Annotated in this window: 28 protein-coding genes, 1 tRNA gene and 1 pseudogene; 12 read left to right on the top strand and 18 right to left on the bottom strand. The window is 64.6% G+C overall.

Translation table 11 applies throughout. From position 1 onward, the window contains the following. Positions 1–46: 46 nt before the first annotated feature. Positions 47–430 (top strand): CopM family metallochaperone, encoded by a 384-nt coding sequence (copM, locus tag AC1D34_RS17590; RefSeq protein ID WP_476824861.1) that lies wholly within the window; start codon positions 47–49, stop codon positions 428–430. Between the two features lie 150 nt (positions 431–580). After that, positions 581–1618, top strand: a complete 1038-nt coding sequence (locus AC1D34_RS17585; protein ID WP_441489561.1) for a lysylphosphatidylglycerol synthase transmembrane domain-containing protein — start codon at positions 581–583, stop codon at positions 1616–1618. Between the two features lie 61 nt (positions 1619–1679). On the opposite strand, the gene AC1D34_RS17580 is transcribed toward AC1D34_RS17585, so the two are convergent. Continuing rightward, complete coding sequence (locus tag AC1D34_RS17580; protein ID WP_476768091.1) at positions 1680–2567, bottom strand: DMT family transporter; 888 nt, start codon at positions 2565–2567, stop codon at positions 1680–1682. Positions 2568–2720: 153 nt separating this feature from the next. On the opposite strand from AC1D34_RS17580, the gene AC1D34_RS17575 reads away from it, so the two are divergent. Further along, entirely contained in the window at positions 2721–3275 is a 555-nt protein-coding gene (locus AC1D34_RS17575) for a helix-turn-helix domain-containing protein (RefSeq protein WP_441505139.1), read from the top strand. 7 nt (positions 3276–3282) lie between these two features. Here AC1D34_RS17575 and flhA read toward each other — a convergent pair whose 3' ends face one another. Further along, positions 3283–5367 (bottom strand): flagellar biosynthesis protein FlhA, encoded by a 2085-nt coding sequence (flhA, locus tag AC1D34_RS17570; RefSeq protein WP_476824884.1) that lies wholly within the window; start codon positions 5365–5367, stop codon positions 3283–3285. 288 nt (positions 5368–5655) lie between these two features. On the opposite strand from flhA, the gene AC1D34_RS17565 reads away from it, so the two are divergent. From AC1D34_RS17565 to AC1D34_RS17555, 3 genes and pseudogenes are all read left to right on the top strand, one after another. Continuing rightward, positions 5656–5985 (top strand): hypothetical protein, encoded by a 330-nt coding sequence (locus AC1D34_RS17565; protein ID WP_476824860.1) that lies wholly within the window; start codon positions 5656–5658, stop codon positions 5983–5985. Between the two features lie 94 nt (positions 5986–6079). Then, positions 6080–7338 (top strand): annotated as a pseudogene (locus tag AC1D34_RS17560) (MFS transporter). 131 nt (positions 7339–7469) lie between these two features. Next, positions 7470–7787 carry a hypothetical protein gene (locus AC1D34_RS17555; RefSeq protein WP_476824859.1) on the top strand — a complete coding sequence of 106 codons (318 nt, stop codon included), beginning with the start codon at positions 7470–7472 and terminating at the stop codon, positions 7785–7787. Positions 7788–7813: 26 nt separating this feature from the next. Here AC1D34_RS17555 and flbD read toward each other — a convergent pair whose 3' ends face one another. From flbD to fliF, 5 genes are all read right to left on the bottom strand, one after another. Beyond that, complete coding sequence (gene flbD, locus AC1D34_RS17550) at positions 7814–9178, bottom strand: sigma-54-dependent transcriptional regulator FlbD (protein ID WP_441505135.1); 1365 nt, start codon at positions 9176–9178, stop codon at positions 7814–7816. Between the two features lie 44 nt (positions 9179–9222). Continuing rightward, a complete protein-coding gene (gene fliN / locus AC1D34_RS17545) occupies positions 9223–9573 on the bottom strand; it encodes a flagellar motor switch protein FliN (RefSeq protein WP_113510893.1) in 351 nt (116 codons plus the stop codon). Further along, entirely contained in the window at positions 9570–10181 is a 612-nt protein-coding gene (locus tag AC1D34_RS17540) for a FliH/SctL family protein (protein ID WP_476824858.1), read from the bottom strand. Before AC1D34_RS17540 ends, fliN begins: the two co-directional genes overlap by 4 nt. 2 nt (positions 10182–10183) lie before the next feature. Beyond that, positions 10184–11188: a flagellar motor switch protein FliG gene (fliG, locus tag AC1D34_RS17535; RefSeq protein WP_441477659.1), complete on the bottom strand. Its 1005-nt coding sequence runs from the start codon at positions 11186–11188 to the stop codon at positions 10184–10186. Between the two features lie 98 nt (positions 11189–11286). Further along, positions 11287–12963 carry a flagellar basal-body MS-ring/collar protein FliF gene (gene fliF, locus AC1D34_RS17530; protein WP_476824857.1) on the bottom strand — a complete coding sequence of 559 codons (1677 nt, stop codon included), beginning with the start codon at positions 12961–12963 and terminating at the stop codon, positions 11287–11289. A 252-nt stretch (positions 12964–13215) separates the two neighbouring features. On the opposite strand from fliF, the gene AC1D34_RS17525 reads away from it, so the two are divergent. The 3 genes from AC1D34_RS17525 to AC1D34_RS17515 are packed head-to-tail and all read left to right on the top strand — an operon-like array spanning position 13216 to position 15659. Beyond that, complete coding sequence (locus AC1D34_RS17525; RefSeq protein ID WP_476824856.1) at positions 13216–13650, top strand: SxtJ family membrane protein; 435 nt, start codon at positions 13216–13218, stop codon at positions 13648–13650. 13 nt (positions 13651–13663) lie between these two features. Further along, positions 13664–13813, top strand: a complete 150-nt coding sequence (locus AC1D34_RS17520; RefSeq protein ID WP_162835449.1) for a DUF5989 family protein — start codon at positions 13664–13666, stop codon at positions 13811–13813. Positions 13814–13823: 10 nt separating this feature from the next. Beyond that, positions 13824–15659, top strand: a complete 1836-nt coding sequence (locus AC1D34_RS17515; RefSeq protein ID WP_476824855.1) for a carbamoyltransferase family protein — start codon at positions 13824–13826, stop codon at positions 15657–15659. An 84-nt stretch (positions 15660–15743) separates the two neighbouring features. Here AC1D34_RS17515 and sciP read toward each other — a convergent pair whose 3' ends face one another. From sciP to AC1D34_RS17500, 3 genes are all read right to left on the bottom strand, one after another. Continuing rightward, positions 15744–16019, bottom strand: a complete 276-nt coding sequence (gene sciP, locus AC1D34_RS17510) for a CtrA inhibitor SciP (RefSeq protein WP_038359348.1) — start codon at positions 16017–16019, stop codon at positions 15744–15746. Between the two features lie 105 nt (positions 16020–16124). Further along, the gene (locus AC1D34_RS17505) at positions 16125–16790 is read right to left on the bottom strand and encodes a flagellar hook assembly protein FlgD (protein ID WP_476824854.1); all 666 of its coding nucleotides are present in this window, start codon (positions 16788–16790) and stop codon (positions 16125–16127) included. A gap of 13 nt (positions 16791–16803) precedes the next feature. Beyond that, positions 16804–18264 (bottom strand): flagellar hook-length control protein FliK, encoded by a 1461-nt coding sequence (locus tag AC1D34_RS17500; protein ID WP_476824853.1) that lies wholly within the window; start codon positions 18262–18264, stop codon positions 16804–16806. A 239-nt stretch (positions 18265–18503) separates the two neighbouring features. Here AC1D34_RS17500 and mnmA point away from each other — a divergent pair, with 239 nt between their 5' ends. Next, on the top strand, positions 18504–19688 hold the full coding sequence (gene mnmA, locus AC1D34_RS17495) for a tRNA 2-thiouridine(34) synthase MnmA (RefSeq protein ID WP_476824852.1): 1185 nt from the start codon (positions 18504–18506) through the stop codon (positions 19686–19688). A 49-nt stretch (positions 19689–19737) separates the two neighbouring features. Next, a complete protein-coding gene (locus AC1D34_RS17490) occupies positions 19738–20376 on the top strand; it encodes a class I SAM-dependent methyltransferase (RefSeq protein WP_441489575.1) in 639 nt (212 codons plus the stop codon). 37 nt (positions 20377–20413) lie between these two features. Here the strand turns inward: AC1D34_RS17490 and AC1D34_RS17485 are convergent, their stop codons facing one another. After that, on the bottom strand, positions 20414–20761 hold the full coding sequence (locus AC1D34_RS17485) for a hypothetical protein (protein ID WP_476824851.1): 348 nt from the start codon (positions 20759–20761) through the stop codon (positions 20414–20416). A gap of 315 nt (positions 20762–21076) precedes the next feature. On the opposite strand from AC1D34_RS17485, the gene AC1D34_RS17480 reads away from it, so the two are divergent. Then, positions 21077–21153, top strand: a tRNA-Met gene (locus tag AC1D34_RS17480). Here the strand turns inward: AC1D34_RS17480 and AC1D34_RS17475 are convergent. The 7 genes from AC1D34_RS17475 to AC1D34_RS17445 form a co-directional block, all read right to left on the bottom strand. Next, positions 21110–22729 (bottom strand): recombinase family protein, encoded by a 1620-nt coding sequence (locus AC1D34_RS17475; RefSeq protein ID WP_476824883.1) that lies wholly within the window; start codon positions 22727–22729, stop codon positions 21110–21112. The two genes, AC1D34_RS17480 and AC1D34_RS17475, sit on opposite strands and share 44 nt — an antisense overlap. 513 nt (positions 22730–23242) lie before the next feature. Continuing rightward, positions 23243–23524: a hypothetical protein gene (locus AC1D34_RS17470; protein WP_476824850.1), complete on the bottom strand. Its 282-nt coding sequence runs from the start codon at positions 23522–23524 to the stop codon at positions 23243–23245. Positions 23525–23576: 52 nt separating this feature from the next. Further along, positions 23577–23705: a hypothetical protein gene (locus tag AC1D34_RS17465; protein WP_476824849.1), complete on the bottom strand. Its 129-nt coding sequence runs from the start codon at positions 23703–23705 to the stop codon at positions 23577–23579. Positions 23706–23744: 39 nt separating this feature from the next. Then, entirely contained in the window at positions 23745–24263 is a 519-nt protein-coding gene (locus AC1D34_RS17460; RefSeq protein WP_476824848.1) for a WYL domain-containing protein, read from the bottom strand. A gap of 294 nt (positions 24264–24557) precedes the next feature. Next, positions 24558–24731, bottom strand: a complete 174-nt coding sequence (locus AC1D34_RS17455) for a hypothetical protein (protein ID WP_476824847.1) — start codon at positions 24729–24731, stop codon at positions 24558–24560. Between the two features lie 104 nt (positions 24732–24835). Next, positions 24836–25099, bottom strand: a complete 264-nt coding sequence (locus tag AC1D34_RS17450) for a hypothetical protein (RefSeq protein WP_476824846.1) — start codon at positions 25097–25099, stop codon at positions 24836–24838. Positions 25100–25131: 32 nt separating this feature from the next. Then, on the bottom strand, positions 25132–25293 hold the full coding sequence (locus AC1D34_RS17445) for a hypothetical protein (protein WP_476824845.1): 162 nt from the start codon (positions 25291–25293) through the stop codon (positions 25132–25134). Positions 25294–25330: the final 37 nt, after the last annotated feature.

The raw sequence follows: 25330 nt of genomic DNA, 5'->3' as shown, positions 1-25330 counted from the left end.
GGAGAAGCTGTGGCGCGCCGCTTCAAACGAATGAGGATTCTTTTCGATGACCAGACGTGTAAAGCTGAAGCTCGCCGCCGCTCTCTTCGGCATCGCGACACTGGGCGGTGTCGCCGTTGCGCAGCAGCACCAGGGTCACGGCGCCATGCAGGGCTCGGCGACCGGCGTCGCGGACACGCCGGCGACGGCCGCCTACAAGGCGGTCAATGACAAGATGCACAAGGACATGGCGACCTCCTTCACCGGCGACGCCGATGCCGATTTCGTGCGTGGCATGATTCCGCATCATCAGGGCGCCATCGACATGGCCAAGGTCGTGCTTGCTCATGGCAAGGACCCGGAAATCAAGAAGCTGGCCACTGAGGTCATCTCCGCCCAGGAGAAGGAGATCGCCTTCATGCGGGACTGGCTGAAGAAAAACGGAAAATAGGCCGTCCGTGCGGCCTGGCGCGGGCAACGCCGCTTGCCCTCGCCCTCCCTCGCTGGCACACAGGCGAAGGTTCGCTCCGGCCGGCTATCCAGGCCTTCCCCTGCGCGCCGCGACACCGCCTTCGACGCCTCCTCGCAGCCTGCCGGTTTCATGAAACGCTATCTCGACTATCTCTGGCCGCTCATCGGTCTCGTCGCGGTCGTCTGGTCGGTCGAGTTGCTCTGGGACAAGCTCAAGGCCGAGGCCGGCACGGATGCCGCCGTCCAGGCATTGCTGGAGCAAGGAACCCTCTGGCAGAACATCAAGATCATTGCGGCCGGCATCGGCCAGAAGATCGCCTTGATCTCCCCGGACGCCTTCCTGCACGCAGCCCTCGCAACGCTTGTCGCTTACGCTGCGCTGGCCTGGTACGACCGCATTGCCTTGATCCATCTCGGCAAGGAGAAGGGCATCTCTTGGCCCTATATCGCGCTTTGTTCCTTCGTGACCTATGCGCTCTCGCACAATATCGGCGCCTCGGTCTTCTCGGGCGGCATGGTCCGGTTCCGCGCCTATACCGCGAAGGGCCTGACAACGGCCGATGTCGCTGTTCTGGTGGCCCTGTGTTCCTTTACCTTCGCCTTCGGAACCATTCTGCTGCTCGGGCTCGTCCTGATCGGGGAGCCTCAGATCCTGCGCCCGCTCGGTCGGCTCTCGCACTGGTTCACCCTCGGCGATGCGACTGCCCGGCTGATCGGCTTCGGGCTGCTCGCCTTCGTCGGGCTCTACACGGTCGGCTCCTGGCTGAAGTTCAGGCCGCTCAAGATCGGCAAGTTCGAGTTGATCTATCCCCGGCTGCCGGTCGTTGCGCGGCAATATCTCGCTGCGCCTCTGGAACTGATGGGTGCCGCCGGCATCATCTATTTCGCGCTGCCCGATCAGGGAAACCCCGGCTTCTTCATCGTGCTCGGCGCCTTCCTCCTTTCCTTCTCGGCCGGGCTGCTCAGCCAGGTGCCGGGCGGGGTCGGCGTAATGGAAGCGGTCTTCCTCGCGGTCATGCCGGGCGTGCCGGCACCGGCTGTCTTTGCGGCCCTGCTGATCTGGCGGCTGTTCTACCTGATCCTGCCGCTGGTGATTTCGCTGCCGATCGTGCTGGCCTTCGAGCGCAGCCAGCTCAGGAAGAACACCCGCATCGCCCCCCCTCCCTGACAAGCATGATGCCGAAGGCGGGAACCGGCTTTCGGGTAGCATCAGGCGCTAGAGCATGGCCTCAGCGTCTGAGCGCGATCGCAGCTGCGCCGAACATCAACACCGCGCCGATTGCCTCGGACAGGCCGAATGGCTCGTGCAGCACGACAACTCCGGCTGTGACAGCGATGGCCGGGCTGACGAAGGCGTACAGCCCGGCATGGAAGGCGCCCCAGTCGCGCAGCAGCCGCATGTAGATGGTGAAGCCGATCAGCGAGCCGCCAATCACCAGGACGGCAACGGCCGGCCAGACCGGCCACTCTCCGAGCGCGCGCATATCAGCGAGTGTCACGGGCTCGACAGCGAACGAGACGGCCGCAAGGCCGAGCGCACCAATGACCGTCTGCCAGCCGGCCAATGTCAGCGTCGGCATGGTGCCGGCGATCCGCCGCGTCAACACGGCGCCGAAGCAGTAGAGCAGCGTGCCAAAGGCCACGGCCGCCAGCCCCCAGATCTCCATCGGATCGCCATGCGCCGCGCTCCAGCCGCTGGAGGCGCGCGTCGCGAACAGAAAACACAGCCCGATGAGCCCAAGCACGATGGCCGCGATGCGCTGGCCGGTGATCCGCTGCCCCTCGATCAAGCGGCTCGCGATCAGCGTATAGATCGGGATCGTCGCGAGATTGACGATGGCGGCGAGCCCCGACGGTGCATGCGCGGTCCCCCAGAACAGAAAGGTGTAGTTGCCGGTATTCACCAGGAGTGCGGTGATCAGCAGGCGCCGCCGCGCTGCGGGTGGAACGGCGAGAAGATCGCGCCCGGCCCAGAGCAGCATCAGGACACCAGCGATCGAGAACCGTGCCGCTGCAAGGAAGATCGGCGGAACATGGGCCGAGCCGATCTTGACCGGCAGGAAGGTCAGCCCCCAGACCAGACACATCAGGGCGAAGTAAAAGGCGTTGCGCGACATGCCCCGGTCCTTAGCGATGCGGAAACGGCAGGGCCAATGCCGGATTGGCGACGGCTGCATGGGCGCGACGCAAGCGGGCGTCCTGCGCTTCCGCGCCGTCAGTCATGGGTTGCACTCTGAACGATCTACTATAGAAGAATCAACGCTATGATAATGGACGATTTGACGTCAAGGCTTGCCGAACGCATGCGGATCGAGCGGGAAAGCCGCGGCTGGAGCCTGAGCGATCTCGCCGACAAATCCGGGGTGTCCCGCGCGATGATCAGCAAGATCGAGCGGGGAGAAGCGAGCCCGACCGCTGTCCTCCTCGGTCGGCTTTCCGGCGCCTTCGGGTTGACCTTGTCGAACCTTCTGGCGCGAGCCGAGACGCCGAGCGAGTTTCTCCGACGCTGCGCGGATCAACCATTCTGGCGCGATCCCGAAACCGGCTTCACCCGGCGCGCCATTTCGCCGGCTGGCGAAGCGGGCATCGAGCTGGTCGATGCCGAGTTGCCGCCCAGTGCACGCATCTCGTATCCCGCAAGCTCCTACGCGTTCATCAGGCAGCAGATCTGGGTGCAATCCGGCACGCTCGACTTCCGCGAAGGCGAGACGATGAAGCGGCTGCAGGCCGGCGACTGCCTTGAACTGGGGGCGCCCAGCGATTGCAGCTTTAGCAATCCCGGACCGGAACCGGTGCGCTATCTCGTTGTCGTCGTGCGCCGCTGAAGCCGGCTCAGACGCTTCCAACCGTCTTCAGCCGGACGCGGGGATGGATTTCCCCCTGCGACAGCACGGGTGTCTCGCGGCGGAAGCGCTCGATGATCTGGCGCACGAACGGTCGTGCCATGCCGGAGGTGACCAGCGCCGGCATCTCGCCGATACGCGCCGCGTCCTCGAACTTGTCGCGGACCTGATGCACGAACTCCTGCAGGCGCGAGGGCTGCATGGCCAGATGCCGGTCCTCGCCCTGGCCGACGATCGACTCGGCAAAGATGCTCTCCCAGGCCGGCGAGAGCGTGATGATCGGCAAATGCCCCTGCTGGTTCGAGAACTGGGCACAGATCTGCCGGGCCAGCCGCACCCGGACATGTTCGGCGATGTCGCGCGGGTTCTTGATGCCGCCGGCGACTTCGGCGATGCCTTCGACGACGGTGGCGAGATCGCGGATCGAGATGCGCTCCGCGAGCAGCAGCTGCAGCACGCGCTGGATGCCGGTGGTCGAGATCTGGCTCGGCACGATCTCCTTGACGAGGTCGGCATGATCCTTGGGCAATTCGCGCAGCAGTTTCTGCACTTCGCCATGCGAGAGCAGCTCCGGCATATGCGACTTCAGCACTTCGGTCAGATGCGTCGAGATCACCGTCGCGGCATCGACCACGGTGAAGCCGCGCAGCTGCGCCTCATCCTGCAGTGACGCGTCGATCCAGGTGGCCGGCAGGCCGAAGGTCGGCTCCAGCACGTTGTGGCCGGGCAGGTTCACGCTGCCGCCCATCGGGTCCATGGCCATGAACTGGCCGGCATAGACGATGCCGTGCCCCGCATCGATCTCCTTGATCTTGATGTAGTAGTGGTTCGCTTCGAGCTGGACGTTGTCGACGATGCGCACCGCTGGCATCACGAAACCGAGCTCGGCAGCGAGCTGGCGCCGCAGTGCCCGGACCTGATCGGTCAGCCGATCCTGCCCGCCCGCCGCGTTGACCAGTGGCAGCAGCCCGTAGCCGATCTCGATCTTGAGTTCGTCGAGCTTGAGCAGATCGTTGAGCGTCTCCTCCTTCGGCGTGCCATCGGCGGCAAGCGGCGATGCAGCCTGCGCAGCCTCCGCCACCTGAACTTCCCGTGCCTTGGCGATCTGACCGAAATGGCGCGCGAGCCAGGCCGAACCACCGGCGAGCAGCAGGAAGGGCAGCATCGGGATACCGGGCAGGATTGCAATCAGCAGCATTACCGCCGCCGACATGCCGAGCGCCTTCGGGTAACCTGAGAGCTGCCTGCCGAGCGCCTTGTCGGCGGCGCCGCGCACGCCTGACTTGGAGACCAGGAGGCCGGCCGCCGTCGAGACGATCAGGGCCGGAATCTGGCTGACGAGGCCATCGCCGACGGTCAGCTGTGTATAGGCGCGCGCCGCATCCCCGAAGCCCATGCCCTGCTGCGCGACGCCGATGATGATGCCGCCGAGGACGTTGATGAAGGTGATGAGCAAGCCGGCGATGGCGTCGCCGCGCACGAATTTCGAGGCACCGTCCATCGAACCGAAGAAGTTGGCCTCGTCCTCCAGCGCCTTGCGGCGCTCCTTGGCGACGTCCTGATCGATGAGACCGGCCGAGAGATCGGCGTCGATCGCCATCTGCTTGCCGGGCATCGCATCCAGAGCGAAGCGCGCCGCAACTTCGGCGATGCGGCCCGAACCTTTGGTGATGACCACGAAATTGACGATGATCAGGATGGTGAAGACGATCACCCCGATCACGAAATTGCCGCTCATCACGAAATTGCCGAAGGCTTCGATGACGTGGCCGGCAGCGGCACTGCCTTCGTGGCCGTGAGCGAGGATCAGGCGCGTCGAGGCGAGATTGAGTGCCRGCCGCAGCATCGTGACGATCAACAGCACTGTCGGAAAAGCCGAGAACTCCAGCGGCTCCTCGATGAAGAGCGCCGTCATCAGCACCAGTACGGACAGGATGATCGACAAGGCCAGGAGCAGGTCGAGCAGCAGTGCCGGCAGCGGGAAGATGAGCACCACGAGGATGCCCATGACGCCGATGGCAAGAAACAGGTCGGGCCGGTTGAGGAAATTCCCCATGGCACCGCCGCTGGGCATCTTGAAACCGCCACCGGCGCCCGCCGTCATATCCGTCATCGACCAGTCCACTCCCCGTCGCGACGCGGCCGTCAGGCAACCATGCCCCTCCAGCTTCCGCGACGATACCCGGCAATTCTTGCCGGGTTCATGGTGAACGAATGGTTAAGCCGACCAGAAAATCGGGCCGTGGAACCCCTTCCTGAATGGATCGTTATTGAACTGCCGCGTTCTGGCCCCATTCGACCGAACAACTCGCGAGCGGGGTCGACATACTAGCTTTTCCGGCCGACTTGATTGGAGATATTCGTGGATAGACGTTCGTTTGTTTTGAGCCTTTTCGGTGGCCTCGCAGCGGCCGGCCTTGGCGGGACCGCCATTGCCCAGGCAGCGACGGGCAAGACCACCCCGACGCCGGAGATATTGCCTGCCAACGAATTGAATGCCGCAACCAAGGCCGCGCTTGACCGTGCCGATGCCGATTTCAGTCAGGTGGTGGTCCGCGAACGCACCGTCGTTCGGCGGCCTCGTCCGGCTTACCGGCGTCCGGTCGTGGTACGCGAGCGTGTGGTCGTGCGCCGCCCCGCCCCGCGCTATCGCCGCCCCGTGGTGGTGCGCCGGAATGTGATCGTGCGCTGAGACGCAGGATTTGGGGAAGGCGGTGCCGAAGGGCGCCGCCTTCTTCGCATGAGGCGAAGCCATGAGGCACGCCAGACGATGAGGGAGGATCGCCATGTCGCCGCACGAAGCGGCTCTGCCCGCGGTCATCGCGACGGATATCCCGGCCCGGCTCGATCGCCTGCCATGGTCGCGCTTTCACACGCTGGCCGTGGTGGCTCTCGGGATCACCTGGATCCTGGATGGGCTGGAAGTGACCCTTGCCGGATCGGTCTCGGGGGCTCTTGGAGCGTCACGAGCTTCCTGATCTTCCGCTTCTTCACCGGTATGGGGATCGGCGGTGAATACACGGCGATCAACTCGACCATTCAGGAGCTGGTACCGGCGCGCGTGCGCGGGTGGGTCGATCTCGTCATCAACGGCTCGTTCTGGGTCGGAGCAGCCTTGGGCGCAATCGGAGCGATCGTCCTGCTCGACCCCGCCACCATCAACCCCGAACTCGGCTGGCGGCTCGCCTTCTTCATCGGCGCGGCGCTCGGCCTGATCATTCTCATCCTGCGGCGCTGGATCCCTGAAAGCCCGCGCTGGCTGATCAGCCATGGCCGCGCTGAGGAAGCGGCTGCGATCGTGACACGCATCGAGACGCAAGCCGGCGTCAGCTACAGCGCCAGTGAAGGCCTGGCGCAGATCCGCCTGCGGCCACGACCGGCGACGCCACTTGGCGAGGTCTTTCACTCCCTCTTCGTGACACATCGCCAGCGAGCGCTCGTCGGGCTGGCGCTGATGGTCGCGCAGGCCTTCTTCTACAATGCGATCTTCTTCACCTACGCCTTGATCCTGACCGATTTCTACCAGGTGCCTTCGCATCTGATCGGTTGGTTCATCCTGCCCTTCGCCGCCGGGAATTTCCTGGGTCCGCTCCTGATCGGGCGTCTCTTCGATACGCTGGGCCGGCGCACCATGATCGCGGCGACCTATGCTCTGTCAGCGCTTCTGCTGGCCGGCACCGGCTATCTGTTCGCGCGTAATCTGGTGACCGCCCCCCAGCTCACGCTGTGCTGGAGCGTCGTGTTCTTCTTCGCGTCCGCCGCCGCAAGCTCGGCCTATCTGACGGTCAGCGAGACGTTCCCCGTCGAGATGCGCGCGCTCGCCATCGCGGTCTTCTACGCCATCGGCACCGGCGCGGGTGGCATTGCCGGTCCCTGGCTGTTCGGTGCGCTGATCGACACCGGATCGCGGGCAAGCGTCTTCGGCGGCTACCTATTTGGCGCGGCCCTCATGCTGGCTGCTGCCGTCATTGCAGCGCTCTACGCAGTCAGGGCTGAACGCCGGCCGCTGGAAAGCGTCGCCCGGCCCTTGAATGCCGCGGATTGAGCCCGCCGGGCGGCGTGGCCGATGCGGGAGGGAGCGCGATCGGTTGGAACAATGCGCTGCGACAAGCGTTAGCACCTGGCACCATTTYGGGGATGCCGAAAGGGTGGCCGAAACCCTGTCTGGAGGACGCCGTGGATAGACGTTCGTTCATGATGACCCTGTTCGGCGGCATGGCTATGGCCAGCCTTGGCGGGACGGCTGGCGCCGCAGCGGCCGAGCCCAAGCTCATTCCCACCCCTGAACCGGCCGAGGACGAAGGCAAGCTTGCCGCCGAAGCCAGCGAAGCGCTGGACAAGGCGGACGCCGAGTACAGTTATTATTACAGGCGGCGCTATTATGGGTATCGCCGCCCCTATTACCGCCCGAGATACTATTATCGACCGCGGTACTATCGCCCTCGGTATTATTACCGCCCGCGACCCTATTACCGCCGGCGGTACTATTACTGACCCTCTCTTCGGAATTGCCCCCGGGGTCAGGCGACGCTGACGCGCGCCTGTCCCGGCTCGGCAACCGCAATACCAGCCGAGGTATATTCGCCGAGCTTGTTGCGGAGCGTGCGGATCGAGATTCCGAGGATCTTGGCCGCATGCGTGCGGTTTCCGAGGCAGTGGTCCAGCGTATCCAGGATAAGGTCGCGCTCGACATCGGCAACGGTCCGGCCCACCAGGCCGCGCGTCACGGCCTCGGCGGTCTGAACGACACGGCTTGCGACGTCGTGACCTGACGACGGGCCCAGCGACTCGCCTTCCGGGGTCACCATCGCATCAGGTCCGATCTCCGCGCCCTGGGCCAGCAGGACCGCGCGGTGAACCGTGTTTTCGAGCTCCCGCACATTGCCACGCCAGCCATTGGCCAGGAGTGCCTTGCGGGCATCGGCCGCGATCGGACGCAGGGGCATACCGTTGATCTCGGCATATTTCTTGGCGAAATGATCCGCCAGCACAAGGATGTCGCCCGGCCGCTCGCGCAAGGCGGGAAGCCGCAGATGCACGACGTTCAGGCGATAGAACAGGTCTTCACGGAAGGAGCCTTCGCGAACCGCTTCGCCGAGATTCCGGTTCGAGGTCGCGATGATCCGGAGATCGACCTTCACAGGCTGCGAGCCGCCGACGCGGTCGATCATCCGTTCCTGAAGCGCGCGCAGCAGTTTCGCCTGCAGGCGGACATCCATCTCGGAAATCTCGTCGAGCAGGAGTGTGCCGCCATGAGCCTCCTCGAACTTTCCGATGCGCCGCGCGATCGCACCGGTAAAGGCGCCCTTCTCATGGCCGAACAGTTCCGATTCTAGCAGATTGTCGGGAATTGCCGCGCAATTCACGGCAACGAAGGGCTTGTCCTTGCGCAGCGACTTCTGATGCAGATGGCGGGCAATGACCTCCTTGCCGGTGCCGCTCTCGCCGGTCACCAGAACAGGCGCCTCCGAGCGCGCAATCTGGCCGGCGAGCTGCACCACGCGCTCCATGGCCGGATCACGCCAGATCAGGCTGGACTGGTCGGCAGCGACGGCTTCCAGCACCGCCGCGATCAGCTCCGGATCAGGCGGCAGCGGCACATATTCGCGCGCGCCGGCCTGGATCGCGGCAACTGCCGCACGGGCATCGGTCGAGGTACCGCAGGCAACGATCGGCGTGCGGATGCGCTCGCTCTCCAAAGCCGCGACAAACTGCGCGATCGGCTGGGCGACATCGATCATCAGCAGGTCGGCGCCCTTGGCGCGCAACACCGCCAGGGTCTGATCGAGGCCGTCAGTATGGGTCACGGCGGCGCCATGCGAGATGGCGATCTTGGCCGCAGCGATGATCTGTCCCTTGAGACCGCCGACAATGATGAGGCGCATGGCTCAGGCCTTTCCGGATGAGTGCGTAACAGGCCGGGCGAACATCACCGGTCGGCCTTGATGATTTCGGTCATCGTGACGCCCAGACGATCCTCGACAACGACGACCTCGCCGCGCGCAACCAGGCGCTCATTGACGAAGATGTCGATCGCCTCGCCGACGCGCCGGTCGAGCTCAAGCACCGCCCCCGGTCCGATCTGAAGCAGATCGCCGACCGCGATCCGCGAGGAGCCGAGCACGGCAGAGACCGTGACGGGAACGTCGAAGACCTGTTCCAGATCCTCGGCGGTCTTGATCGGAACGGGCCCGGAGCGAGCGACAGAGGCCGCGTTGTGGTCGAATGAGAGATCGGCCGGGCTCAGCGGCGGCAGGTTCAGATCGTTCTCCTGGCTCATAGCGATCCTCCCTGGGTGGCGTTGGACTGGGGCATATGGCCGAAGATGCTGCGCACGGCCTCTTCGACCTTCTGCCCGATCAAGGCGCTGTCGATGGCCATGCCGCCATCGGCCCATTCGATGCGGCCATCACCCGGCCCGATATCGGATTGCCCCAGGACGACGAGGCGGCCGGCAAAGCCGGTTTCGCGGGCGAGCCCCGCGAGCATGCTCTCCATCGTCTCGACCGCGCTCTCGTGGACACGCACCACCAGATGCGGGGCGAGACGGGCGTGGCTCAGGCATTCGCGCACCACAGCTTCGATCCTCGCGAGCGGCCGCTCGACCAAGGCCGCGCCGGCGAGGGTCTGCGCCGTCACGATGGCGACCTGGGCGGCCTGTTCCTCGATGGCGAAGGCACGCTTGTCCTCCTCGACGAGCAGGCGCTCGACCGATCGCACGAGATGGGCAAGCAGCCCGTTCAGCTGCGCGTCGGCCTCGCGCCGGCCCTGCTCCTGCCCGGCGGCAAACCCTTCCGAGCGCGCCGCCGCCAGATCCGCTTCGCTGACGGCACGCCGATTGCCCTCGCGAAAATCGGTTCCGAACATGAATTTCTTGGCGGTGCTCATCGTCAGTAGACCAACTCGTCTTCGGAATTGCCCTTGGACAGAACGATCTCGCCCTTGTCGGCAAGGTCCTTCGTCAGGGTCACCATCTTGGTTTGGGCCTCATCGACCTCCTTCAGCCGGAGCGGCCCGAGGCTTTGCATGTCGTCCTGCATGTTCTTGGCGGCGCGCTGCGACATGGCGCCAAAGAAGAAGGCGCGCATGTCCTCGCTGGCGCCCTTCAGGGCCCGGGCCAGCACATCCTTGTCAACCTGCCGCATCAGGGTCTGCAGCCCGGCCTGGTCAAGCTTGGCGAGATCCTCGAAGGTGAACATCAGGGCGCGGATACGCGTGGCCGATTCCTGGTTGGACTCGTCAAGCGCCGACATGAAACGGATCTCGGTCTGGCGGTCGAAGCCGTTGAAGATCTCGGCCATCATCTCGTGCGGATCACGCCTGCGCGTCTGCGTCAGGGTCGCGACGAATTCCGAGCGCAGCGTGTTCTCGATGTGGTCGAGCGCTTCCTTCTGCACCGACTCCATCCGCAGCATGCGGGCGACCACTTCGATCGAAAGTTCGTTCGGAAGGTTGCGCAGGACATTGGCGGAATGCTCGGGCCGGATGCGCGACAGGATCACGGCGATGGTTTGCGGGTACTCGTTCTTCAGGAAGTTCGCGAGCACGACAGCGTCGATATTGCCGAGCTTCTGCCACATGTTTCGCCCGGCCGGACCGCGGATCTCCTCCATGATCAGCGCAACCTGATCGGAGGGCAGGATCTTCTCGAGCAGTGAAATGGTGCGGTCGAAGGAGCCAGTGATCGCGCCCGCGCTCGAGAGCTTGCTGACGAAATCAAGCATCAGCCGCTCGACCATGTCAGAATCGACCGTTCCGAGCTCGGCCATCGCACGGGTGATGATGCGGATCTCTTCGTCGTCGAACTCCTGCCAGATGGGTCGGCCGTGATCCTCGCCGAGCACCAGCAGAATGACGGCAGCCCGCTGCGGCCCGCTCATGCCCGCATAATTCATCGGCACCGGCGCGGGATCGTAGTCGGAGGCATCGCCTCCGTCGCTTCCGGAATTGCGTGTCGCGATGGATCGGGTTGCTGCCATGCCTCAGAGCCCCGTCACGCCGGCGCTTTTTCGTGAATCCAGCCGCGCAGCACCGCGACCGTATCGGCGGGATTCTGCGTGACCATTGCCCCAATCTTTTCGACCGACTGCGCCTTGAGCTGGCCCTTGATCTGCGCGATCGCCAGCATCCGCTCGGACGGCGCCTCGACCTCGACGGCCGTCACTTCTCCATTGGGGCCAATGACCCGCGGGCTCGCAGGGTCGCCTGTCCCATCGTCCTGGATCATTGCCACGCCGTTGCGCATGAAAGTCGGGATCGGGCGCACAGACTTGTCGCTTGCCAGCACCTGCTTCAGCAGCGGACGCACCACCACCATCAGCACGATCAGGGTCAGCAGCGAAATGACGCCCATCTCGAAGAGCCGAATGACGTCCTCCCGGGTGAAGGACATCAGCTGTTGCATCATCGTCTGCTCGGTGAGGTCGGCAACAGCCGGAGGAGCCTCGGCAAAGCGCAGATTGACGACCTCGACCTTGTCGCCGCGGGCCTGGTCGAAGCCGACAGCGGTGCGAACCAGCTGGTTGATGCGCTCAAGCTCTTCCGGGCTGCGCGGCTGATAGCCGAGCTCGCTGCCCTGGCCACGGGTATAGCTGCCATCGACCAGCACCGCGACGGAGAGCTTCTTGACCCTCCCACCCTCGAGGACCTCGGTCCGAGTCGTGCGCGAGATCTCGTAGTTCACCACCTCTTCGTTTTTGGCGGAGACATCGCGCTGGTTCTGGGCGTTCTGCCCCTGCTGCTGCGCGCCGGGCAACTCGTTGCCGACGGTGACGGCGCCGTTCTGCGCCTCGTTGGTGGCGGAATTCTCGGTACGATTCTGGCTGGACCGGATGACCTTGCTCTCGGGATCGAAGGTCTCGGACCGGCTCTCGATGCGATTGCTGTCAAGCGTGGCCGAAACCTGCACGCGCGCCCGCCCCTGGCCGACGATGCTCGCGACGATGTCCTCGATCTGTGTCTTGATCCGCTTCTCGATCGCGGTCTGCCGCTCGTCGAGCCCGAGCCCGGCCAGCCCCTGCTCACCCTGGGCGCCATCGGCCAGCAGCCGGCCGCGCTCGTCGACGATCGAGACGCGCTCCGGCTTCAGGCCGTCGACGGCGGAGGCCACGAGGTGACGAACCGCACGAACCTGGGCCGGATCGAGTTCGCCTGCGAGCTTCAGCGCGATCGAGGCGCGCGGCGGTTCGCGATCGCGCTCGAACAGGCGCTTCTCCGGGATGACGAGGTGGACGCGCGCCGCCTGCACCCGGCCGATCGAGCGGATGGTCCGCGACAGCTCGCCTTCGAGCGCCCGCAGATGGTTGATGTTCTGGACGAAGCTGGTCGACGAGAAGGCATCGCCCTTGTCGAAGATCTCGTAGCCGACGCCGCCGCCGGAGGGGATGCCCTTGCCGGCAAGGTCCAGTCGCAGGCGCGGCACATCCGTCTTGGCGACCAGCACCGTCTGACCGTCGCTGCGCAGTTCGTATTTGATGCCCCGGGTGTCGAGATCCTTCAGGATGGCGTTCACATCCTGGGTCGACAGATCCGAAAACAGCACGCTCATGGCGGGCTGAGACATCTTCAGCATGACGAAGCCGAAGAAGCCGACGAGTGCGAGCGTGACGGCCAGCATCGCCGGCAGCCGGGCCGCTCCGAATTTCGTAAACTGCTCGACGATCCCGTTCACGCCGTCATCCGTTTCACAACCCCGTCAGAGCAACGCGCGCAACGCCGCTCACTAGGCAAGTTTTTCCCAGTGCATGGTTAGCAACCCGTTAATTTCCGGGAGCGGGCTGTAAAGAATGCTGTTGATGGGCCTGTGTCTCGGCAGCCGTCGCCCGCCTCGCGGGCCGGCGTTCAGGAGCCCAGACCGGGCAAATCCCGTTTCCTCCGACCCCGATTATCGTCTAGACAGCACGCAACGTCGGAGGAGAACCGAGTGGCAGGCCAAGGCGAGCATCACGAATTCCGCTCCGGACACGGGGCTGTCGAAGGATCAAGCGATCGCTCGTTCGGGCTGGTCTTCACCGGCGTGTTTGCGCTGCTGGCCCTCTATAATGGCTGGCACCACGGCCGAGCGTGGCCATGGCTCGCCGGAATCGCCGCGGTCTTTCTCGGGATCACGCTGGTGCGCGCTTCGCTGCTCGCGCCTTTGAACAAGCTGTGGACCCGCTTCGGACTGCTGCTCGCCAGCGTCGTCAACCCAATCGTCCTCGGGCTGCTGTTCTTTGCCGTCTTCACGCCGATCGGCCTGCTGGCCCGGCTTCTCGGCAAGGATTTCCTGAGACTTCGGCGCAAGCCTGAAGTCGCGAGCTACTGGGTCCGCCGCGATCCGCCGGGACCAGAGCCGCTCTCGATGAAAGATCAATTCTAATGGGACAGCCCTGATGTCGTTTCTGAGAGAGTTCTTCCGCTTCATGAAGGCCCGGAAGAAGTTCTGGCTGATCCCGATCCTGCTGATCAGCCTGTTGTTCGGCGGCCTGCTCGTGCTGACGCATGGCAGCGCTGTGGCGCCCTTCGTCTACACCCTGTTCTGATCGGGCCCGCATGCGCGTTCTGGGGATCTCGGGCCTGTATCACGACAGCGCCGCCGCGCTCGTCGTCGATGGCACCATCGCGGCCGCCGCTCAGGAGGAGCGCTTCACCCGCAAGAAGCACGATGCCGATTTTCCGCATCGCGCGGTCGAGTACTGCCTCTCGGTTGCCGGCTGCGGATTGGACGAACTCGACGCGGTCGTCTTCTACGACAAGCCCTTCATCAAGTTCGAGCGACTTCTAGAGACCTATCTCGCTTTCGCCCCGCGCGGCTTCAGCTCGTTCCGCATGGCGATGCCGCTCTGGCTGCGTGAAAAGCTGTTCCAGAAGCACATCATCGGCAAGGAACTGCGCAAGATCGCGCCCGGCTTCGATGCCGAGAAACTGCTCTTCACCGAGCATCATCTCTCGCACGCGGCCTCGGCCTTCTACCCCTCGCCTTTCGAGGACGCGGCCGTCCTGACCATGGATGGCGTCGGCGAATGGGCGACGATGACGCTCGCCATCGGCAAGGGCAGCGATCTCAAGATCCATAAGGAGCTGCACTTCCCGCATTCGCTCGGGCTGCTCTATTCCGCCATCACCTATTACATCGGCTTCAAGGTCAATTCCGGCGAGTACAAGGTCATGGGCCTCGCGCCCTATGGCGAGCCGCGCTACGCCGCCCTGATGCTCGAAAAACTGGTGGATCTGAAGCCGGACGGCAGCTTCCAGCTCGATCAGAGCTATTTCAACTACGCCACCGGCCTGACCATGACGAACGAGCGCTTCGCCGCGTTGTTTGGCCAGCCGGTGCGTGCGCCCGAACAGTTGCTGACCCAGTTCCACATGGACATGGCTGCCTCGATCCAGGCGGTGACCGAGGAGATCGTGCTGCGCCTCGCCCGTTCGGTGCGGGCTGAAACCGGCCAGAAGAACCTGTGCCTGGCGGGTGGCGTCGCGCTGAACTGCGTCGCCAATGGCAAGCTCCTGCGTGAGGGCATATTCGACGGCCTCTGGATCCAGCCGGCGGCCGGCGATGCTGGCGGGGCGCTTGGCGCAGCGCTTGCCGGCTATCACCTTTTCGGTGGCCACCCGCGAAGGCTCAATCCAGGCGGCGGTGATTCAATGCTGGGCAGCTATCTCGGCCCCAGCTTCGCGCAAGCCGAGATCGAGGCCGAATTGACGACTGCCGGCGCGCGCTTCGAGGTTCTCGGTGACGGCGCCCTGATCGAGGCCACCGCCCAGGCGCTGGCCGAGGGCAAGGCGGTCGGCTGGATGCAAGGCCGCATGGAATTCGGTCCGCGCGCGCTCGGCGGCCGCTCGATCCTCGGTGATCCACGTTCGCCGGCGATGCAGAAGACGCTGAATCTCAAGGTCAAGTACCGCGAGAGCTTCCGCCCCTTCGCGCCATCGGTGCTGCGCGAGGATGTCGGGACCTGGTTCGAGCTCGATACCGACTCGCCCTATATGCTCCTCGTCGCCGATGTGCGCAAAGAGCGCCGCCGCGACATGAGCGAGGCCGAGAAGGCCCTCTTCGGCATCGACAAGCTCAACGTACCGCGCTCCGACATTCCGGCCGTGACCCATGTCGATTACTCCGCACGCATCCAGACGGTGCATGAGGATACCAACCCGCGCTATCATGCGCTGCTCAGCCGCTTCAAGGACCTGACCGGCTGCCCGGTGCTGGTCAATACGAGCTTCAATGTGCGCGGCGAGCCCATCATCTGCAACGCCACCGACGCCTTCCGCTGCTTCATGGGGTCGGAGATCGAGATCCTCGTCGCCGGCAATTGCATCCTCCGCAAGGAGGTGCAGGATCCCGGCCTCAAGCTCGATTACAAGGAAGCTTTCGAGCTCGACTGAAACACAAAAGGCGCGCCTCGCGGCGCGCCTTTTGTGTCCGGACAGGACCGATCTTGCAAAGCGCGAACGCTCCGCTCTTCCGGCCTACTGACGATAGTGCTGGATGCGCGTGGTGCGCAGCCCGGCGAGCCCGTGCTGGTCGATCGACATCTGCCAGCTCAGGAACTCGTCAACGGTCAGGGTATAGCGCTGGCAAGCCTCTTCAAGGCTGAGCAGGCCGCCGCGCACGGCAGCAACCACCTCGGCCTTGCGCCGGATGACCCAGCGGCGCGTATTCATTGGCGGAAGATCGGCAATCGTCAGCGGACTTCCGTCCGGGCCGATCACATACTTCACCCGCGGTCGCAACGGCTCGGTCATGATACACTCACACAACTCAACAGACCTAGTTGTGTTGACCTTAAGACCGCGGCTTTAAGAATTGCCTAAAGCGATAGCGTCGGATTTCGGTATCGGCACGAATGCTCACTGCCCCCGCACCACGGTCTTCACCTTGTCGATCGGAACGCTGATGGTGCCGATCTTGAGCATCGGGATCGAGCTGGTGAAGTCAACGCCGTCGACGACGCCGCTGATCTGGGTCTTGGCGGTCATCGCCTGTCCGGTGGTGTCCTTGGCGTCGATGCTGATGGTGTAATCGCCCGCAGGCGCATTCACGCCGGTCGAGGTCTTGCCGTCCCACTTGTAGGTCTGGTCGCCCGCATCGAGGTTTCTGGTCAAGGTCTGGACGACGCTACCGGTGGAATTCTTGATGGTGATGGTCGCGGAGCCGCCCCTCGGCGCGTTGATCTTCCATGAGGCGTCGCCGTCCTTCAGCCGCGCCGTCGCGCCCTCGGCCGTAATCGTCGCGCCGATGAAGCCCACCGCATTGGTCGCAGTGCTGGCGGCGCTGAGACCAAGCAGCGAGCCCAGCGTCTCGTTGGTCTTGAGCTGTTGCTCGACGCCAGCGAACTGCACGAGCTGCGCCGTGAACTGGTTGGTGTCGAGCGGATCGAGCGGGCTCTGGTTCTTGAGCTGGGTCGTCAGCAGGGTCAGGAACTGATCGAAATTATTGGCGATAGAACTTCCGCCGCCACTGAGATTGGTGGCGGAATTGGTGGAGGTGCTCGACGAGGTGTTGGAAACGGTCATGATCCGCGCCCCTTCAGATGCTGAGATCGACGCCGCCGAGCCTGACGAGGCGGCGGATGGGCGCGGGCTGCGCCGGAATGGCTGAGGCGTCGCCGAGCTCGGCGGCATCAAGCTGAATACGGGCACGGCGCGGCGCCTCGTCATCCTGCCGCTGCTGACGGAAACCGGGCTGATCGTTCGGATCGCGCAATGTGATATCGACGCCGCTATCGGAAGGTTTGAGACCGGCCTGCTCGAAGGCACGCTCGAGCGTTCGGGCATCCCGCTGAAGCAGGTGCAAGGTCTCGACCCGGTCGACGACCAGTTTTGCGCTGACCTCGCCCTTCTCTGAGATCTCGAGATTGACGTCGACGCGACCAAGTTCGGGCGGGTCGAGCCGAATATCGAAGCGCCTGCTGCCGGCGAGTGCGCGCAGGCCGATCTCGATCGGCACGACATGGAGAGGTGTTGGCTGGCCATCAGCCATGCCGCGATGCATGCCGGCCGAGGACTGCTGCGCCGCTTTGGCCGGATCGATATCGGGCAGACCGGCAACGCCTTCCGGTTTACCGGAGCGCGGTGCCACGGCCGCGGACAGATCAATCGGCAGCGGCGCCTGTTGTACGGCTTCGACGGGCTTGAACAGGTCGGTGAGCGGTGGTCCCGCGGCGACGGTGCTAGCAGCCGGGCCGGTCGCGATTTCCTTTGATGCGGCGACCGCCGGTCCCGTATGAGGTTTCTCCGCCGGCTTGCCGACCTCGTCGCCTTCGGAGGTCGACGCGGCGGCATCGGTCGCGGAGCCAGCAACCATTCCAGGCGCCTCGGCAGCGGACACCGCGGGCACAATATTCAGGGTGGGAGCAGTTGCCTGCTCCATCCCAGCGGGAATCCTCTGAGCTGATTTAGCGCTGGCCGCCGCGGCTTCATCGCCATTGCCTGCCGGAACGCCATCGCCACTGACCAGCGGCAGAGTGATGGTGACCGGGATTATCGCGGGCACGGGAGTTGCCATCACGACAGCGGCCTCGACAGGCTTGTCAGCCGAGGCCGCTTCCTTCGGCTCGGAATCCGCGGATTTTTCTTCGGCGCCGGGCTTGCCATCGACGGGCGCCTTGCCGGCTGCGGCCTGCTCGGCCACGACGATGGCGACGAGCGCGCCTATATCCGGCTTGGGCTGGGGCGCAGTCGGAGCTGTTTCGGCGGTCTCCGCGGCCGGCGCCACCGCGGTAGCTCCCTTGAGCAGCACCAGGGGCTGCACCGCCGCCGGCGCGGATGCAGCGGCTTTCTGCTCCTGCGCCGCGCCGGCCTTGCCCCCTGTCTCCGGCTTAGTCGCCGCAGCGTCGTCCTTCACCGTCGCCGACGCGTCCTGATCGCCGCTGCCCTCAGGCAGACTGAATGGCGCGGCGGCGCCATCAGAGCCACGCTCTGGCGCACGGCGACGCGAGGCAGCCTGCTCGGCATTGGTCGAGGCGACTGAGGAGGAGACGGCAGACATCAGGTAAATCCGGACCGCGGGCAGGAACATGCCCAGGCCGCGAGCAGCAAGTCTCGCGCCAGGATGCCCTTCCTTTGTTTTCAAGGCGGTAGCGGCCATGCCTGGACCGTTCGCGGCAAGATTCTCCTTGCCCTCTCCGATGAGGCGGCAGGATTTGCCGATCGCTCACTGGCCCGCCCCTGTCAAAGCCGGTATAGAACCGCCACATAGTCGCCTTCGCCAGGATGATCCCGTTCGCCATGACCTCCCCCCTCAACTCCCTCGACATCGCCAAGCCGCCCGCGGCGACGCGCGTCGTCGCGGCGATGTCCGGAGGCGTGGACTCGTCGGTGGTGGCCGCCCTGCTCAAGCGCGAAGGCTATGATGTCGTCGGCGTGACCCTGCAGCTTTACGATCACGGAGCCACTGTCCATCGGGCCGGGGCCTGCTGCGCGGGACAGGACATTCATGACGCCCGCCGCGTCGCCGAGACGATCGGCATCCCGCATTATGTTCTCGATTATGAGAGCCGCTTCCGCGACGCCGTGATCGAGCGCTTTGCCGAGAGCTATCTCGCCGGCGAGACGCCCATTCCCTGCGTCGAGTGCAATCGCACCGTCAAGTTCCGCGACCTGCTCGGGCTCGCCCGCGAACTCGGCGCCGATGCGCTGGCGACGGGACACTATGTCGTCAGCCGGGCCCTTGGCAGCGGCCATCGCGGCCTCTTTCGCGCCGCGGACGAAGCCCGCGACCAGAGCTATTTCCTTTATGCGACGACGCAGGATCAGCTCGACCTGCTGCGTTTCCCGCTCGGCGAAATCGACAAGGCTCAGACCCGCGCCCTTGCCGCCGAGCTCGGCCTGGCCATCGCCGACAAGCCAGACAGCCAAGACATCTGCTTCGTGCCGAATGGCCGCTATGCCGACGTCATCGAACGGCTAAAGCCCGGTGCTGCGCGCCCCGGCGACATCGTCCATCTCGATGGACGCGTGCTGGGCCGCCATGAAGGTGTCCTTCGCTACACTGTCGGACAGCGCAAGGGGCTTGGGATCAGCACGACGGAACCGCTCTATGTGCTGAGGCTCGATGCCGAACAGGCGCGTGTCATCGTCGGACCGCGCGAGGCTCTCGGCGTGCGTGAAGTCCGGCTGCGCGATCTCAACTGGATCGGCGATGTCGCGCTGGACGCCCTGCCGGCTGAAGGCCTCGATGTGGCGGTACGTGTCCGCTCGACCCGCGCCCCGCGCGAAGCCCGGCTGCGGCGTGACGATTCCGGCCTCATCATCGTGCTCGCGGGCGAGGAGGAAGGCGTCTCTCCCGGCCAGGCCTGCGTGATCTACGACCATGCCGGATCCGGTGCTCGTGTCCTGGGCGGCGGTACCATCATCTCGCCTGCGGCCCAGGCTGCCGCTGCCCGGCTCGAGCTTGCCCTCGCCGCCTCGTGACTGCGGCCCCGCCTCCCCCCACGCCACTCCGATCCAGTCGAGCTGCCCTATGCCTGTGACCTATGACCTCGAAGGCCAGAAGCGGGTCTATGCCACCTGGGCAAAGTTCTACGACAAGGTCTATTTGCGGCTGCTCGCCCGCGCCCAGCGCGAAGCCGTTGCGGCTGCTTGTGCCTGTGGCCCCGATATTCTCGAAATCGGCGTCGGCACCGGCCTGACGCTTGCCTATTTCACGCCGGACCGCCGTGTGCTTGGCGCCGATCTCTCGCTCGACATGCTGAAAGTGGCCAACCGCAAGGTCGCCAGCCAGGGGCTGAAGCATGTGAAGGGGCTGATGGTGATGGACGCCTGCCGCCTCGGCTTCGGCGACGAGCGCTTTGATGCGGTGACGGCGCAGTTCGTCATCACGCTGGTGCCAAACCCCGAACAGGCACTCGATGAAATGGACCGCGTCCTGAAGCCAGGTGGCGAGATCATCATCTCAAGCCGGCTGGTCGACGACAGTGCGCTGACAGCGCCGCTCTGGGCCGCGCTCGCACCGATCGCCAAGGCGATCGGCTGGAGCACGGATTTCAAGGTCCGCCGGCTGACGGATTGGGCCGCGCGGACAGGCCGCTATGACACCGTCCATGTCGGCAAGGGCTACTTCAAGGTCGTCAGACTGAGAAAGCGCCCGGCAAAGGCCTGAAGCCCGGCCGAGCGCAGTTACTCAGCGAAACCTGCGCTCAGCGATATTTGCTGGAGGAGGCCTGCGCGTTCGCCGCTTGCGGCGCAAAGCCGAAGCAGCCCTTCTGCACCATGTTCGGATCGTTCTGCTCAGCCATCCTCTGGCAGAAGCTCAGACGCGTGCAGTAGTCGGCGGCAATCCCCATGCCCGAGCCGAGCACRCCGAACTGGGTCTTGTAGGCGCAGGATTGCTGCCAGGGTTCGGCAGCCTGCACCGCGGCGGGAGCGATCATCACGAAGGGCACGGTCACCAGCGATAGCACAGCTGCGGCAGCGAGCAGGCTCCTTCGGGCGAGCAGCTTCAAACCCATCGAGAAGCTGAACTGTTCTTGTACGAGCGAGCTCATATGCGAGGGCTCCTGGATCATGGCCTCGCGAGCGACAGCGCACTGCGGCAACGGCAGCAACATGCAGCCCAGCCAGCGATGACCAACATTTGTACCCCTTTCATGTGAACTAGGCATGGCGTGGCCAGGATCAAGCGTCCCGTCATTGCAGGTAAGCATGGCGGACCCTGGACAATTGCCATGTCTGCCTCCGGGGAAGCCCCCCGCATCTGTGTAAAGGATGTGAAGCATGCACCAGCAGGCTTGACGGCTCACTGCTGTGCCCCCTATATCCGCGCCATCGCAAGCCACCGGCGCCGCTGTCGCCGGTCTTGGGGCGGGGTAGCTCAGCTGGTTAGAGCAGCGGAATCATRATCCGCGTGTCGGGGGTTCGAGTCCCTCTCCCGCTACCATCGCTCCCCACACTCCGTTTTCCGGAGCGGGAGCGCCGAGCAAAGCGTTCAGCTTTCCAGTGATTTTCACACGGATGCCGCCCTTGCGGCTCTCGTCCCTGTACACCGTCACGGCACTGACGAGGTCGCGCAGGTAGCTGATGGCCGCGACGCCGTCCGCATCGTCTCCATGGTTCAGATCCCGGTACAGCTGCTTCAGCTGGTCCTGGTAACGCTTGAGTGCGGCGGGGTGCAGGACCACCACCTGCTCTTCCTGGGGCACGGCGTCGAGTTCGGCTTGGAGCGCCTTCTTCTCCCTGGCCACGGCGTTCATACGCGGTATCGCATCGGGGCCGGGATCGTCGAGCTTCTGAAGCATGTCCAGCAGACGCTCGCCCTCGCGGTTGAGGGCGTCCCATTTCCGCTGCAGGTTCGAGCGGTTCACGATGCGCTCATGGGCGAGTCGCTTACGCTCGGCGACATAGGCTTCGATGTACTCGATGATCAGCTTCGGGTGCGTCAGCTCCTCCTTCATCGCGCTGATCACCGTCCGCTCGATGGGCTCCAGGTAGAATGTCTTAGGGTCGGGGCAGGTGCCGTTCTCCGCTGCCGACGTGCATCGGACACGGACCTTGCCGCTCTTGTCCTTGCCATTGGTCGACAGGCCCGAGCCGCAGGCCCCACACTTCAGCAGGCCCGAGAGCAGCCGCTTCGGACGACGATGATCTTTCGTGGTCTCCGCGTGCGGGCTGCGCTCCTTCTCGTGGGCGGCGTCCCAGAGATCCTGCGGGATGATGCGCAGCTCCGGCACATCGGTGGACTGCCATTCGGACTTCGGGTTCGCGCGGGAGAGCCGCTTGCCGGAGTCTGGGTCTTTGATCATCCGGACCTTGTTCCAGACGATACGGCCGACATAGAGCTGGTTGTGCAGGATGCCGTAGCCACGATCCAGCGAGCCGTTCAGCGCAGAGGCGTTCCAGTTCCGGCCGCGAGGCGGTCTGACGTTCTCGTCGTTCAGCTGGTAGCAGATCGCGCGCGGCGACATGCCGGCGACATAGCTGTCGAAGATGCGACGGACGATGGTGGCTTCGTCATCCTTGATCAGGAGCGTGCCCTTCTTGGCGGGATCGGGCCTGTAGCCATAAGCGATGCCGCCAGCCGACAGGCCCTGCTTGACCAGGCCGGTCATGCCGCGTCGGACCTTGTGGACGTTGTCCTCTCGGAACATCTGGCCGATCAGCCCGCGCAGGCCGACCATCAGCGTATTGGCGACGCCTTCGTGGACGGCGCGGATCTCGACGCCCCAATGCGTCATCCGCTTGTAGAGGCCGGCGAGGTCTTCCATGTCGCGGGAGAGGCGGTCGAGAGCTTCGACGATGACGACCTGGAACTCGCCGCGCTCGGCAGCGGTCAGCAAGGTCAGGAGGCCGTCACGTCCAATCAGCGAGGCCCCGGAGCGAGCCTTGTCAGCGTATGTCTTGACGACTTCCAGCCCTTCGCGGTCAGCGTAGGTCCGGCACAGGTCGATCTGGTCTTCGGTGGAGCGCTCGTTCTGAAGGTCGGTCGAGAAACGGGCGTAAATGGCTGCTCTGCGCATGGCTCACTTCCGCATCGCCAATGCGTGGTCTTCACGCGCGGCTTTGCGGGCGAGTCTGCGGACATATTCGAGGTCAATCAAGGGCTCGCCCACAGAATACTTGACCAGCACAGGCTTTGTGCCGGTCTCCGGTGCCCCGACGAGCGGGTCTGGCGGCGCAGCCCGCACCGCCTTTCGGATGATGATGGCCACGGCTCAGCGCTTCTTCTTGACCACCTTGAAGCCGCGTGTCGGAGCCGGGAACGGTTCGGCGACCACCTCGGGCTCGGGTGCCGGATCGGGGGCGAGCGCGGCGCGGACATCGCTGAGCGTGACATGCGGCTGGCCGTTGATCAGCTGGGTGGACAGCTTGGCCGTGGCGATGAGGCCGCGCAGCATGGCGATCCCACCGGCCCCCGGCAGATGGCGGGCTACGGCAGCAAGCCGGAGCGGCGTGTCGTCCTTGATCTCGACGGTCATGGCGTAGCCTTCCTTCATGGCTGTTAAATTACAGTGCTGTGCAATTAATTGCAATCAGGCGTGAACGTGGTCGATCTTCAGGCCCCAGTTCAGATGGACCAGAGCGGAGGCGGCGGTGCGGGTGGCGGCCGGCAAGTCGGTGGCCTTGAGGTCGAGCGGAGCGCCTGCCTCGATCCGCGCCTGCGTCACGAGATGGGCATACGGCCCTTCGAGCTTGTCGAAGTTCTGCTTCAGGTCGCGCGCCATGTCGGCATAGACCTCGGGCGAGACCGCCTCGCAGGCGTGGTGCTGTCTCAGGTACGAGCAGATCAGCCACCAGGAGACGAGCCCCTTCATGCCGGTCTTGCGGACGAAGGCATATTGGCCATCGGCGTAGGGCCGTGAGGGGTCAGGTTTGCCAAGGGGGGATAGAGAGTGCCTCCAGGGCCGGATTGACCGCTGGCACCCCTGCCCCGCCCTGGGAGACCAGTTCGTCCGGCGTGGGTGAGACGACTTTCTTCTTGATGATGATCGGCATCAGCGTCGCCTGCCGGGTGCGAGCTGGTCGTGAGCGATTTCAGGCAGGCGCATTGCGGGCTCCCTTCTTCACGGCTTCGATGGCGCTGATCTTCAGCAGGGCGAAGGTCCGCATCACCTTCTTGTCGAGATCCCAGGCTTCGAGCAGCCATTGTGGCTCGATGTGCCACTCGTTGACGCCCCAGAGCAGGCCGACCGGATGGACGCGGCGGATGCCGAACTCGCCCTGCCAGTTTGTGTACTGCAGCACGATGTCCCGCATCAGGCCGGCATTGACCATGCTCGGCTTGGCGGGCTGGCTGGGCCTGGCTGGCGTTGCCTCTGCGGTGGCCGTCTGGCCGGTCTGGGCAACGAGCGTCGCGCGACCCAGCGGGGTCAGCGTCCAGCGATTGTTCTGCCGGTCGAAGGTGCACAGCCCCATCCGGCGGCAGGCGGCGCGGGCGCGCTCAATTTCCTTGGACGCAAGCGGGAGTTTCTGGCGGCTGTGGACCTGATGCAGAAACTCGCGCTCGGCTTCGGCCAGCTTCGTGGTGGGCGTCAGGTCTTTGGGCGACGACAACGGTGTTCTCCTGGGCGAGGCGCTCGCGCTTCCAGCGGGCGTTCATGCAGTTGTCGTTCTCGCCGTGGCAGGGCTGGAGGTAGCCGTGCTTACAGAAGCTGCAGACGACGAGGACGGGGTTGGTCAGGGCCGGCTTAGGGCTTTCGGACGATTTTGATGCCAGCGGGGCGTCGGGCTTCTTGCGCGGCTCCTCCACCAGCGGGGCCGGTTCTCGCGCCGTCTCGACATGACGCTTCTTCACGATCTTGATCGGCATCGTCGCTCTCCTTGTTCATTGCAATTAATTGCAGGGCATCAGACTTCCCGCACGGGGTCGAGGCTGTAGAGCGAGCCCTGCGTGCAGTAATTGGCGAGGAACCAGTCTTCGGTCCCGGCGAGGGTCAGACAACCACGCGGCGCGGTCATCACGTCCTGACGGTTCTCGCGGCCGGCATAGGTGAAAGCGATCCTGAAAATCTTGCGGCGCATGGTGCCCTCCTTGGCGGTATGACCGTGGGCCGAAGCCCCTGCCTTTCGTTCTAGCAGAGTGGCCGGGTTTTGCAATTAATTGCATATTATCGGCCGAGAATGTTTCACCAGTCCTGCCAAGGTGCTTCACCCTCGATCCGCCATTGCGTGCCGTTCGGCGTGTCGACCAGGGTCGCGTAGAAATACGCCTTCAGGCCGAGGCCCTCGGGCTGCGTCTTGTTTGCTGCCTGGACCAGGGCGGCGACTGCGGGGGCCTGACCCTGCCAGAAGCCGGCGCGATCTTCCCCGTAGATTACGACGCTGCCCTCTCCGCCTATGACGGAGCGCTGGGCCTTTACGATCTGCTGTGTCCCGCCCTGCATCTTCACTTCTCGACTCCCGTCAACTGGGCGATGGCATCCTAAAAACGCACTTCCCTTTGGCGCAGCTCAGCGTTCATCTGGTACGCGGCGGTGTTCTTGTAGCTTTCGCAGGTCTTCCCAACCAGCATCACGAGGGCGAGCTGGATCTGGGCGGTACTACGGGCGAGTTCGAGCAACAGGGCTTCCTGGGCGGGAGTCATCTTCCTAATCCTCAATCGTGCGGGGGTTGGTCATGCG

The organism is Allobosea sp. P1_A7, assembly GCF_056406775.1.
Note: the sequence above shows the minus strand (reverse complement) of the source record. Positions and strands in the feature narration are given on the sequence as shown.

Bases quoted from the DNA above. Each gene is read 5' to 3' on its own strand.
- copM (WP_476824861.1), top strand. From the start codon at position 47: ATGACCAGACGTGTAAAGCTGAAGCTCGCCGCCGCTCTCTTCGGCATC.
- AC1D34_RS17585 (WP_441489561.1), top strand. From the start codon at position 581: ATGAAACGCTATCTCGACTATCTCTGGCCGCTCATCGGTCTCGTCGCG.
- AC1D34_RS17580 (WP_476768091.1), bottom strand. From the start codon at position 2,567: ATGTCGCGCAACGCCTTTTACTTCGCCCTGATGTGTCTGGTCTGGGGG.
- AC1D34_RS17575 (WP_441505139.1), top strand. From the start codon at position 2,721: ATGGACGATTTGACGTCAAGGCTTGCCGAACGCATGCGGATCGAGCGG.
- flbD (WP_441505135.1), bottom strand. From the start codon at position 9,178: ATGCGCCTCATCATTGTCGGCGGTCTCAAGGGACAGATCATCGCTGCG.
- fliN (WP_113510893.1), bottom strand. From the start codon at position 9,573: ATGAGCCAGGAGAACGATCTGAACCTGCCGCCGCTGAGCCCGGCCGAT.
- AC1D34_RS17540 (WP_476824858.1), bottom strand. From the start codon at position 10,181: ATGAGCACCGCCAAGAAATTCATGTTCGGAACCGATTTTCGCGAGGGC.
- fliG (WP_441477659.1), bottom strand. From the start codon at position 11,188: ATGAATTATGCGGGCATGAGCGGGCCGCAGCGGGCTGCCGTCATTCTG.
- AC1D34_RS17520 (WP_162835449.1), top strand. From the start codon at position 13,664: ATGTCGTTTCTGAGAGAGTTCTTCCGCTTCATGAAGGCCCGGAAGAAG.
- AC1D34_RS17515 (WP_476824855.1), top strand. From the start codon at position 13,824: ATGCGCGTTCTGGGGATCTCGGGCCTGTATCACGACAGCGCCGCCGCG.
- sciP (WP_038359348.1), bottom strand. From the start codon at position 16,019: ATGACCGAGCCGTTGCGACCGCGGGTGAAGTATGTGATCGGCCCGGAC.
- AC1D34_RS17505 (WP_476824854.1), bottom strand. From the start codon at position 16,790: ATGACCGTTTCCAACACCTCGTCGAGCACCTCCACCAATTCCGCCACC.
- AC1D34_RS17500 (WP_476824853.1), bottom strand. From the start codon at position 18,264: ATGTCTGCCGTCTCCTCCTCAGTCGCCTCGACCAATGCCGAGCAGGCT.
- mnmA (WP_476824852.1), top strand. From the start codon at position 18,504: ATGACCTCCCCCCTCAACTCCCTCGACATCGCCAAGCCGCCCGCGGCG.
- AC1D34_RS17490 (WP_441489575.1), top strand. From the start codon at position 19,738: ATGCCTGTGACCTATGACCTCGAAGGCCAGAAGCGGGTCTATGCCACC.
- AC1D34_RS17470 (WP_476824850.1), bottom strand. From the start codon at position 23,524: ATGAAGGGGCTCGTCTCCTGGTGGCTGATCTGCTCGTACCTGAGACAG.
- AC1D34_RS17465 (WP_476824849.1), bottom strand. From the start codon at position 23,705: ATGCCGATCATCATCAAGAAGAAAGTCGTCTCACCCACGCCGGACGAA.
- AC1D34_RS17455 (WP_476824847.1), bottom strand. From the start codon at position 24,731: ATGCGCCGCAAGATTTTCAGGATCGCTTTCACCTATGCCGGCCGCGAG.
- AC1D34_RS17445 (WP_476824845.1), bottom strand. From the start codon at position 25,293: ATGACTCCCGCCCAGGAAGCCCTGTTGCTCGAACTCGCCCGTAGTACC.